Genomic DNA, 12,077 nt, shown 5'->3' on the forward strand with positions numbered 1-12,077 from the left:
AAAATGCTGTTATTTTTCCTCAACACTCATAATATCAACGAGGTTACGCTTTCCTTTTAATTGTATTTTTCCAATTGATGCTACATCATATTTTGCTGTAATTTTAGCAAAATCAATCAATTCTTTAGACGCTAACAAGTATTTCCCATAATCATTACAAACACTTTGAATTCTGGCAGTGGTATTTAAAGTATCGCCATGATAGGCAATATCTCTTTTAATTTCCCCAATTTCTACCGCTGTTACTTTTCCTAAATGAACACCCGCTTTAAATTTTGGCACAGTACCATATTCGTTTTGATAAGCTGATGCTCGTTTGTTAAATTGTGCTTCGCAGGCAAAGTAAAAAGCGATACAAGATAAATCTTTCAGTCCTTCAGATAATGCCCAAGAAATCACAATCTCATCACCCACATATTGATATATTTCAGCCCGAAACTTCGGAACTACGTCGTTAATATCCATAAAACTTTCCTGAATAAAAGCACTGTATTTGATATGCCCTAAGTTTTCGGCAATACTTGTTGATGACTGCAAATCCATAAACATAAATACTCTTTCTTCTTCTTTAGGCGAACGATACTTCCCTAGTAAAAGAGGTAACAAAATCCCAGGACCAAACTTTTTATTCATTTGGTTGATGAAACTGATGATGATGTTCATAAAAAAAGTATGAAGCAGAAACAAGTAAAAAATATATTTCCACGATTCTTCATCTACTTTAATATTGCTTAAATCAACCATTGGAGCTATCAATTTTTCAAAAAGCACATACCTGATGATGTAGAAAAGTATCAAGGAAACGATAAATGAGAGTATTGCTTTGAATATCATTACTCTTCCAAGCGATTTTCTTCTGAAAATCCTATTTTCTAAATAGTATTCAATCATTCCAAATGAGATACCAAATAAAAATCCTAAAATCAGTGCTAGTAGAAAACTAGACCACAAAGTATCACCCATGACAAAATTAGCACTTGTCATAAACGAACGAAGTATTAAATAATTAACCAACCCAAAAGACAAGTGTGCTATAATCCAAAAATTTATTTGGATTGATAAATGAGAAAATAGTGGATATTGAAAAGCTACCCGTCTAGCTCTACTGGTATAATCTAACCTTTCTGACATATAAAATGCTATAAAACTGTTTTTAGACTTTGAGGTTTTCAACAAATAAAAATTAGTTCTTGAGAAAATAAAGCACCTTTGGCAATATTCAAATACTTATATTTTTATTCGTTTTCAAGCGAAGGTTTAAATTTAGGTTTTTAATGGCAATTATCCCATTCTTTGGCAATATGTCGTATGATAAAATCATTCTATAGTTAATCATCCTCATTATCCCCACTGACTTTTATCATATTTTAAGCCTATCCCTTGCCATAATTTTGTAAAAAAAACTTATATGGCAATCTTAATTTTCTTCGTAGCTCACTGGTATCTATCGTTATTCTCTCAGACATTCTTTTTACATCGTTATGCAGCGCATCAGATGTTCACGATGTCGAAGGGTTGGGAGAAATTCTTTTACTGGTTTACTTTTATCACGCAAGGTTCTTCGTTCCTAAGCCCAAAAGCTTATGGAATTATGCACCGTTTACACCATGCTTATGCAGATACTGAAAAAGACCCACATTCGCCAAGTTACTCTGATAACCTTTTCCACATGATGTGGAAAACTAAGGATTATTATAATGCTGTACTTAACGACCGTGCGGGTATAGAGCCTAAATTTTTGAAGGGGGTTCCCTATTATGCTTTGGTTGAAAAATTAGGAGACAAATGGTTTGTAAGAATCGCTTGGGGTGTTTTATATACTTTGTTTTATATGAAATTCGCTACACATACTTGGGAATATGCTTTGTTGCCAATTCATTATTTGATGGGTCCTGTTCATGGTGTAATTATCAACTGGTTTGCTCATAAATATGGTTATGTAAATTTCAAAGTAAATGATACAGCCAAAAACTTATTACCATTCGATTTCTTGATGATGGGAGAATCATACCACAACAATCACCATAAATTAGGTGGAAGAGCTAATTTTGGTATCAAATGGCATGAATTCGACCCCACTTATCCAGTTATCTTAGTACTGAATTTATTACACATCATCAAACTAAAACGCAATAACGATTTGAATTATATGTAGGTAATTTAGTGAATGAGTGAGTTGTGAATTAGTGATTATTGTTCTTAAAGTCAAAAAACTAATTGTAGATTCTCATTCACTAAATCACAATTCACTCATTCACAATTTATAATGATGGACTTTGATGCAAAAACTTTTACGCTTGGCGAGCAATTAACTCCTGAACAAAAAGCGTATTTCGACCAATATGGATTTATTCATTTCAAAAATTTCATTTCAAAAGAAACCGTAGAAGCTTTCAAAAAAGAAGCACATCGTGTAGAAAAAGAATGGCTTGAGGCAGGAATTGATAAGATGAACGGCATTCCTTTGAAATTCGGGAAGGATGAAAAGGGCAACCCTATGATTCAGCGTTTATGTTTTTTATCACAACACAGTGCTATCTTGCATGAATATTTGCAAGACCCACGTTTGAAAGCTTTACTGACATTGATTCCCAACAATGCTAATCGCATCGGCGAAGACGAAAAAGATGGTTTGGTTTTCAATCATTATGTGAATGCTGATAACAGTAAGTTTTCGCAAATGGGTTGGCATACCGATAGTCCAAGAGATTTATTTTTAGGACAAAAAATCTTAAAAATGTTGAATGTTGGTACGCATTTAGATGATTGTCCGATGGAAAATGGTGGTTTAAGAGTATTGCCCGGTACGCACAAACTAAGTAAAATGAAAGTGTTGTTTTTGAAGAAACAATTCATTGACCATAATCCAGATAAAAACGAAGTAGGTTTAAATATTGAAGCGGGCGATTTAACCGTACACGATGGCGACCTTTGGCATAGAGTAGAAGTTTGTCCGTTTACAGGTGAAAAATCTCGAAGAAGAGTCATGTATTTTCCAATTGTTCAAGGAAAATATCAACCTAAAGACGAAAAAAGTAAAACTCCTTTTTATCATAAATTGGGGAAATTAGTGGTAAAATAGTTTTTTAGCTTTGAGTTATGAGCCTTGAGCTTTAAAAAACAATGACTCTTAAAAGCTCAATGCTCATTACTCATTACTCACATGAAAAAAGACTTAGAAACCCGTGCTGACATAGAACTATTAGTCAATAGTTTTTATGATAAAATACGTGATAACGATACATTAGGCTATATTTTTGATGAAGTAGCCAAAGTAAATTGGGAAAAACATTTACCAAAAATGTATAGTTTTTGGGAGATGATTCTTTTCAATAAAGAAGGTTATGAAGGGCATCCGCTTCGTCCGCATTTGGTGATTAATAATCAACATCCATTGAATCCACAACATTTTGCTACTTGGCTAACAATTTTCGAAGCTACTGTTGACGAACATTTTGAAGGTGAAAAAGCAGAAGAAATTAAAAGTAGGGCTAAAAATGTAGCTTTATCTTGGGCATTTAAAATTCACCATTTTAATAGTCCTGCCTAAAAAAGATTTGTCCACTTTCATGAAAGAGGACAAATCAAAAAGTTTATTCCTCCTCAAATAAATGCGATTTAAAGAGTAACAATTCCATCAAAAACTCAAATTTAACAATTCAAAGGTCGTTCCTTACTCCTCTGTACTAAACGCTATTTCATTTCTACAACTAAATAGGTACTTTTGGCAATTCGCCCAACACACAATCTAAGTACATTTCTAATCGAAATAACACATGAAAATCATCTATTTTCTATTAGTACCCCTCCTATTCTTTTCTTGTAAAAAAACACAGGAGCAAACTCAACCCGAAATCATGAATATTTCGGAATCGGTTTATGCTTCGGGAATCGTGAAAAGTAAAAATCAATATCAGGTTTTCTCAAAAGTAAATGGTATCATCGACGAACTATATGTGAAAGATGGCGATTTTGTACAGAAGGGTCAACCACTGATGAAAATCTTCAATCAAACAAGCAGACTCAATACCGAAAACGCAGCCTTGCTCGCCGCCAATGCAGATGTAAAAGCGAATGAAGATAAATTAAAAGATTTAAGCATTGCGATAGAATTAGCTCATAAAAAACTTCAAAACGACTCTCTACTTTTTCTTCGCCAAAGTAATCTTTGGGCACAACAAGTTGGTACTAAAGTAGAATTTGAGCAAAGAGAATTAGTTTACACCAATTCAAAAATTGCTTATCAATCTGCCATTTTGAAGTACAAAGAATTGAAACGCCAAGTAAATTTTTCAGCGGCACAATCCAAAAAGAATTTAGCCATTAACCAAACTATTGAAGCAGATTATACTTTGAAAAGTGAATACGCTGGTCGCTTGTATAGTTTACAAAAAGAAAAAGGCGAAATGGTAAATGCACAAACCGCTATTGCTACTATCGGTGATGCCAATCTGTTTAGCTTAGAACTACAAGTAGATGAAGATGATATTGTTAGAGTAAGTATCGGACAAAAAATCATGGTGACACTAGATAGTTACCAAGGTGAAGCTTTTGAGGCAACCGTCAATGAAATTGATCCATTAATGAATGAAAAAACAAGAGCTTTTACAGTAAAAGCAAGCTTTACAAAACAACCGAAACTATTATATCCAAACCTGACGGTAGAAGCCAATATCATCATCCAAACCAAAGAAAAAGTACTGACAATTCCACGCAATTATTTAATAGAAGACACTTACGTTCTGAACGAAAAGAAGGAAAAAGTAAAAGTAAAAATAGGTTTAAAAGATTATCAGAAAGTAGAAATCCTATCGGGTTTAACGGCTCAAGACATCATTCTAAAACCTAGCAAATGAACGCAAAACTCATCATCAATATAGCCAAATCGCTATTATTAGCCCGCTGGCGACAAACACTTGTGGCGGCTGTAGGCGTTACATTTAGTATCACGATGTTCATTACGCTTTTGGGTTTTATGAATGGACTGAACGATTTATTAGATAATTTAATCCTCAACCGCACGCCACATGTTAGGCTTTTTAATGAAATAAAAGCCAATAAAAACCAACCCATAAATCTTTCAGAACGCTATAAAGCTTACCATAATTTTATAAGTTCAATCAAACCAAGTGGTAATAGTATTGAAATTCGTAACAATGGACTCATCATGCAGACACTCCGTAATGATGATAGAGTATTGGGAATTTCACCCAAAATGACGGCACAGGTATTTTACAATGTTGGGGATATTGATATTACAGGTGTGGTAAATGGCGTAGATGTAGAAGCAGAAAGTAAATTGTTTTTCTTTCAAGACTATGTTACCGAAGGCTCTTATCTTGATTTAAAAAATGTTCCGAATAGTATTATTTTGGGGAAAGGTGCTGCCGATAAAATGTTAGCCAGAATTGGCGACGTCATTCAGATTACAACGCCTAAAGGCGAACGTTTTCCTTTGAAAGTTGTTGGTTTTTTTCAATCTGGAATTGTTGAGATTGATAAAGTACAGAGTTATGCGTCCATCAAAACGGCTCAGAAATTATTAGGTCAAACAAATAGTTACGTTACCGACATCCAAGTAAAATTAAAAGACATTAAAATGGCTCCTGCACTTAGCAATGAGTACGCCCATGTTTTTAATACTGATGCAGAGGATATTCAAACAGCTAATTCTCAGTTTGAAACGGGAAGTTCCATTCGTTCTTTGATTTCCTATGCCGTGGGAATTACACTGTTGATTGTAGCTGGTTTCGGGATTTACAATATCCTAAACATGATGATTTATGAGAAAATGGATACTATTGCGATTTTAAAAGCAACAGGTTTTTCTGGCAAAGATGTGAATAGAATCTTCATTACGATTGCACTAAGTATTGGTTTCTTCGGGGGCATTACGGGTTTGATTTCTGGCTTTTTACTTTCCTCCGTCATCGACCAAATACCCTTCAATACAGCAGCATTGCCTACAGTAACGACTTATCCGATTAATTATAATCCAAAATTTTACTTCATCGGAATATCTTTTTCATTAATCACAACCTATTTCGCTGGACTTTTCCCTGCACGCAAAGCAAGTAAAATCGACCCTGTGGACATTATTAGAGGAAAATAATATGCAACATTCAACCATTATTCAGGCAAAAGCCATCAACAAAAGTTTCCACGACCCTGTGACAATTCCTATTTTGAAGGATATTAATTTTTCTGTGAACAAAGGAGAATTTACTTCTATCGTAGGAAAATCTGGCTGTGGGAAATCGACTTTGCTGTATATACTTTCTACAATGGATACTGCTTATGAAGGAGAGTTATTGATTGATGGCATCAGTATGCAAGGCAAAAAAGAGCAAGATTTGGCAAGAGTAAGAAATGAAAAAATTGGTTTTGTATTCCAATTTCATTACTTATTGAATGAATTTACGGTGTTACAAAACGTCATGTTGCCTGGTTTGAAACTCAATAAATATTCTGAACAAGAATTAGAACACCGAGCGATGGAACATCTTAGAAAATTGGGCATAGAAAACCAAGCCTTGAAAAGTGCTACACAACTTTCAGGAGGAGAAAAACAAAGAGTAGCCATTGCAAGAGCATTAATCAACGACCCGGTGATTATTATGGGCGATGAACCTACTGGTAATTTAGATAAAAAAAATACAGAAGTAGTTTTCGATATTTTTCAACAATTAGCCATAGAATACCAACAAGCACTATTAATCGTTACTCACGACCCAAGCTTCGCCAACCGTACTAATCGAATTATTGAAATGGAGGATGGACGGGTGATTAAATGTTAGGGCAAAACCAATAAATATGCTGAAAATCATTCCATTAACTTGAACTATCTCAGGCATTTTTGTAAATTTGCTTACTAATTTTCAACACCATGAGAGCAAAATACATAAATCCATTCACTGATTTCGGCTTCAAGAAAATCTTTGGTGAAGAAGCAAGTAAACCTCAATTGCTTGACTTCTTGAATGCTCTATTGCCACAACCTAATAAAATCGTTGACCTTTCTTTTAAAAATGCCGAACAGCTAGGCATTACTGATGCTGATAGAAAGGCGATTTATGATATTTACTGCGAAAATGAAAAGGGTGAAAAGTTCATCGTAGAGCTTCAAAAGGCGAAACAGAATTACTTCAGAGAAAGAACAATCTATTACTCAACTTTCCCTATCCGAGAGCAGGCTGAAAAAGGGAATTGGAATTATAATTTAAAAGCGGTTTACTGTATTGGCATTTTAGATTTTACTTTCGATGATTATGAAGCTGAACCAGAAAAGCATGAAGTAGTTCATTTTATTAAACTGAAAGATCAAAAGGGAAAAGTCTTTTATGATAAACTTACTTATATCTACCTTGAAATGCCCAATTTCAAGAAAAATGAAGAAGAACTCGAAACTCGCTTAGATAAATGGCTTTATTTTATCCAGAATTTGGAAGATTTTCAGTCAATACCTCTCATTTTCAAAGACGAAGTATTTACGCAAGCGTTTGAGAAAGCAGAAATTGCCAAATACAATCAAGTAGAATTAGATAGCTATGAAAGTAGCCTGAAAGTTTTTAGAGATAACAAAGCTACATTCGACTATGCCAAACAAACAGCTTTTGACGAAGGAATAAATGAGGGAAGAAAAGTAGGTCACGAAGAAGGCATGAAGGAAGGTATTAAAGAGGGCATCAAAGAAGGTATTAAAAAAGGCATTGAAGAAGGTGAATATAAAGCAAAATTAGAAATAGCTAAAACACTCAAAGCAAATGGAGTCCCTACTGAGCTTATTATTTTGACAACTAAGTTAAGCAAAGAAGAAATAGATAAGCTTTGAGATTTTGTTCGTTAAAATCTCAAAGCTTAATGCTCACCGCTATCAATAACTCAACTCTACAATTTCTTTCACTATCGCTGGCGTGATGTCTTTACGTTCGCCAAGGGCTTTCCAGCCTCTTTCTGTGAAACGTTTTTCGATAAATTCTGCTGATTTTGCATAATCATCGGTGTATTCAGATAAGCGAGTTTTTACGCCTAATTCATGTAAAAAGGCTACTGTACGGTCGATAGCGGCATTGGCTTTTTCTTCCAAAGTACCTTCGGTGATGTTCCAAATTCTTTGTCCGTATTGTGCCAACTTATCTTTTTTATTCTCGAAACGTACTTTATAAAGATTCGGGAAAATAATGGCTAAGGTTCTTGCATGGTCGATATTGTACAAGGCTGTTAGTTCATGACCAATCGCATGAGTTGCCCAATCCGTCGGAACGCCTTTTTGTATCAAACCATTCAAAGCCATTGTACAGCTCCACATAAAATTAGCGGCTGCCTGATAATCACTTGGGTCTGCAATAATTTTTGGCGCTACTTCTACCAAAGTTTGTAAAATACTTTCTGCAAAACGGTCTTGTAACAATGCTCCAGCTGGATAGGTCAAATACTGTTCCAAGACGTGCGTATAAGCATCTACAATACCATTGACCAATTGTGTTTTAGGAATACTTTTTATTACTTCTGGGTCGAGTACTGAGAACTTAGGAAATAATCCTGGACCACCCATTCCTAATTTTTCATGGGTTGATTGGCGAGTAATTACCGCTCCAGAATTCATTTCAGTCCCCGTTGCTGGCAAAGTAAGTATTGTTCCGAAAGGCATTGCTTTGGTTGTACGCACAGGCTTGGTTAAAATCTCCCAAGGGTCACCATCATAATCTACGGCTGCCACCAAGAATTTTGTTCCATCAATCACCGAACCTCCTCCTACTGCTAATACGAAATCAACCTTTTCTGCACGCATGATTGCTACGGCTTTCATCAAAGTTTCATAACTTGGATTTGGCTCGATGCCTGCAAATTCTATTATTTTTCTACCTTCTAAAGCTTTGGTTACTTGTTCATAAACACCATTGGTCTTGATACTTCCTCCGCCGTAAGTCATTAATATCGTTGCGTCGGTAGGAATTTCTTTGGCTATCGTAGCGATTTGTCCCTTACCAAAAATGATTTTTGTGGGGTTCTGAAAATCGAAATTTAACATGTTGATGGTTCTTTGTTTGTTTATAAAGTTTTACGCTAATACGCATAATCTTTCAACAAGCCTATGTATTGAAAAGTTTCTGCAATACTCTTTCTCAACACAAGCATCACAATGCTTTTTTGCCTTATTTATCCATTACAATGCCTTCATATTCTCCGATTTTAGCTACTTGAAAATTAATAAAACCATCTTTCCATACATATTTTATAGGTGATTTTGTAGCTAAGTCATATACTTTTGAAGGCTTAAAGCCTGTATTAATTTTAAAGTTACGTTCATAAACAGGCAAGGCATCAAAGTAAGAATTTCCACTAAAGCCTGTAAGGTTTATTAAGTGTAGTATCAAACCATCGTTTGTATTACCGACGCTTTTGTGGCTAATATTTTTTCCGTAGGCTTGTAAAATCACTTCTATTCTTTCTGGTGCATTGGTTTGTACAAGCTCCTTTGCTTTTGGCATTACATAATCTATCGCATCTAAAAGGATATTTTTATGTTCTTCATAACCATGTAAATAATATAGCTTTCCGATATTGATGGGTAATATCACATTTTTACTCTGTGGGAATTCTTTTATTCCCATCGCATAGTAATTGATGGGTTCGTGACCTCCAATGATTTCTGGAGGACCGGGTCTTCCTTTACTTAGTATTGGAAATAGCTTTTTGTCTGTTCCCGATAAATCATATAGCCCTAAATTAAATTTCCAAAACAACATTTTTTGTAGGGTAAAATGCTTGAGGATATTGGCATCATTGGGCTGTAAATAAAAGCCTGTTCCGTCATGGTCTTTATTGATAATCTTTGCTCCGAATAGCTCTTTCAAGGTTTCGGGACTATCAAACAAACTTCTGTTGGTCGCAATAATGTTTGTACCTGCTTTGCTTAGTTCTTTTAGTAGTGCTATGGCTTCTGGTTTTAGGTAAGTAATTTCTGGCAGAATGATTAATTGATATTGTTTTACTTTATCTGCTACATTGACAAGCTGTGCATCTTCAATAATATCAAAAGGTAAATGTGCTTCTTTTAACATTAACTGAATACCACGATACTCTTGCATTGGGTCGCCATTTGGCCATGAACCTGGGGCTATCAATGCTATTTTGGCAACAGATTGGTAGTTTCCAAAATAGGCTTCGTGCTTTTTGTGGAAAGCATAAATCTTTTTAAATACTGGGTAATTTCTTTCGTCTTCATAACCACGCATATCACCCATCATGCTCATATCTAAACCCGAACCATTGGCAATATTTTCATACAACCTAATATTTACTTCTTCTGGTTCGGCGGCATTATAACGTGACTGAAATGAAATTTGCTGAATACTTGCATTACTAATAATATGATTCGGAAACGAATTACGTGCATTACTCACATTATCCGATGCTGAATATGGCCAGTATGGCAAATTACTAGTTTGAGATTCATGCCGAATAATGTCCACATGTTTATCTAAATAAGTACAAATAGCAATTTGTTCGTTCTTAGACTTCACAAGGTTATGAAGTTTCTCTGACCAATCTTCAATAGTACTTTTTTTAAAGGCTAAGTATTCTTGGAAAATGGGGTCGGCTTTATCTTCTACCGTTGGTAAGGTCTTTCCATTGCTGTATTCGGCAAAACGTTTTTTATCATATTCATTTTGGTCGATGCCATGATATTTTCCTTCGTAAGGGTTATTCACTTGATAGCCTGGCATATTCAGGAAGATTCCATCAATAGGAAAGAAATTTATTACTTCTTCAATAATCTTAAAAGCCTTGTCTTGTACATAAGGAGCATTAATTGAAACGACGTACATATCGGTATTGATAATACGTTCATTCTTTGCTGAGATATAACACCAATCTGGATGTTTTTTGAAGATACTTTCGTGAACTCTACTAAAGTCAAAACGAACGATGACCTTAATATTTTTTTGATGACATTTATCCACTACTTCTTTCAACATATTATTTTTCATCCAAGGGTTCTTGTAATGAAAATCTAGCTTAGTATCATAAAACGCCATAATCCCCCCTGCATTGATGATAAGCGTATTGGCAGAAAAATCCACTAAATCTTTTACTAAGGAGTCTGGATTGAGTGTTGCAGCTTCGTAGTCAGGAAGATTGGTTTGTATTACTCTTAAATTATTCCGTTTCCACCAAAATTCAGGTTTAGATTCTTGAGCAAAGATGCCATTCGACAAAAATGTTAGTAGCAAAAACAGGGAAAGGATTCTCATAGATTAAATATTAAAGGTTCTTGCTATAAAAATAGAATAAATTACCGAAAAGGAAAGAAGGCTTTGTAGGGAACAAGGCTAATTGCTGATTGATGATATAGTGCTAAAAATGAAAATGATATATGTTTAAATTAGGACATAGATTAAATTCAGAATTTAGTACTATCCTGAAAACAGGAATATATCTAAAACAAAAATTTGATAACATCCTGAAAATAGGAACATATCTAAAACAAAAATTTAATACTATCCTGAAATCAGGAATATATCTAAAACAAAAATTTAATACTATCCTAAAATCGGGAATATATCTAAAACAAAAATTTAATAGTATCCCAAAATCAGGAATATATGTTTAATAAAAATTTGATTACATCCCAAAATCAGGAATATATGTTTAAACAGAATTTGATACTATCCCAAAAACATGAATATATGTTTAACAAAAATTTGATTACATCCCGAAATCAGGAATATATGTTTAACAAAAATTTGATTACATCCCGAAATCAGGAATATATGTTTAAACAGAATTTAGTCTATGTCAGAATTTGGACATAGATCTAAAAATAGAATTTTATATATATACGATTTCAGACATAGACCTAAAAATAGAATTTCATATATGGACGAATTCAGACATAGACCTAAAACTAAAATTTTATATATGTACGATTTCAGACATAGACCTAAAACTAAAATTTCATATATGGACAAATTCAGACATAGACCTAAAACTAAAATTTTATATATGTATGATTTCAGACATAGACCTAAAACTAAAATTTTATATATGTATGATTTCAGACATAGACCTAA

At 34.1% G+C, this 12,077-nt stretch carries 10 protein-coding genes; 7 read left to right on the plus strand and 3 right to left on the minus strand.

Annotated elements, in window-relative coordinates; translation table 11 throughout:
• Positions 1-9: 9 nt before the first annotated feature.
• Entirely contained in the window at positions 10-984 is a 975-nt protein-coding gene (locus ABID42_RS00750; RefSeq protein ID WP_367282054.1) for an adenylate/guanylate cyclase domain-containing protein, read from the minus strand.
• 424 nt (positions 985-1,408) lie between these two features.
• On the opposite strand from ABID42_RS00750, the gene ABID42_RS00755 reads away from it, so the two are divergent.
• The 7 genes from ABID42_RS00755 (at position 1,409) to ABID42_RS00785 (ending at position 7,831) form a co-directional block, all read left to right on the plus strand.
• Entirely contained in the window at positions 1,409-2,155 is a 747-nt protein-coding gene (locus ABID42_RS00755) for an acyl-CoA desaturase (protein ID WP_323256836.1), read from the plus strand.
• Positions 2,156-2,266: 111 nt separating this feature from the next.
• Positions 2,267-3,082: a phytanoyl-CoA dioxygenase family protein gene (locus ABID42_RS00760; protein WP_367282055.1), complete on the plus strand. Its 816-nt coding sequence runs from the start codon at positions 2,267-2,269 to the stop codon at positions 3,080-3,082.
• An 81-nt stretch (positions 3,083-3,163) separates the two neighbouring features.
• A complete protein-coding gene (locus ABID42_RS00765; protein WP_367282056.1) occupies positions 3,164-3,550 on the plus strand; it encodes a group III truncated hemoglobin in 387 nt (128 codons plus the stop codon).
• A 226-nt stretch (positions 3,551-3,776) separates the two neighbouring features.
• Positions 3,777-4,856, plus strand: coding sequence for an efflux RND transporter periplasmic adaptor subunit (locus tag ABID42_RS00770; RefSeq protein ID WP_367282057.1), 1,080 nt, complete (start codon positions 3,777-3,779; stop codon positions 4,854-4,856).
• Positions 4,853-6,112, plus strand: a complete 1,260-nt coding sequence (locus ABID42_RS00775; protein WP_367282058.1) for an ABC transporter permease — start codon at positions 4,853-4,855, stop codon at positions 6,110-6,112. The genes ABID42_RS00770 and ABID42_RS00775 overlap by 4 nt, the downstream gene beginning before the upstream one ends.
• A 1-nt stretch (position 6,113) precedes the next feature.
• A complete protein-coding gene (locus tag ABID42_RS00780) occupies positions 6,114-6,797 on the plus strand; it encodes an ABC transporter ATP-binding protein (protein ID WP_367282059.1) in 684 nt (227 codons plus the stop codon).
• Between the two features lie 89 nt (positions 6,798-6,886).
• Complete coding sequence (locus tag ABID42_RS00785) at positions 6,887-7,831, plus strand: Rpn family recombination-promoting nuclease/putative transposase (protein ID WP_367282060.1); 945 nt, start codon at positions 6,887-6,889, stop codon at positions 7,829-7,831.
• 42 nt (positions 7,832-7,873) lie between these two features.
• Here the strand turns inward: ABID42_RS00785 and ABID42_RS00790 are convergent, their stop codons facing one another.
• Entirely contained in the window at positions 7,874-9,031 is a 1,158-nt protein-coding gene (locus tag ABID42_RS00790; RefSeq protein ID WP_367282061.1) for an iron-containing alcohol dehydrogenase, read from the minus strand.
• Positions 9,032-9,155: 124 nt separating this feature from the next.
• Positions 9,156-11,258 carry an alpha-amylase family protein gene (locus ABID42_RS00795; RefSeq protein ID WP_367282062.1) on the minus strand — a complete coding sequence of 701 codons (2,103 nt, stop codon included), beginning with the start codon at positions 11,256-11,258 and terminating at the stop codon, positions 9,156-9,158.
• Positions 11,259-12,077: the final 819 nt, after the last annotated feature.

This window comes from Arcicella rosea, from assembly GCF_040543805.1.
Taxonomy (GTDB): Bacteria; Bacteroidota; Bacteroidia; order Cytophagales; family Spirosomataceae; genus Arcicella; species Arcicella rosea.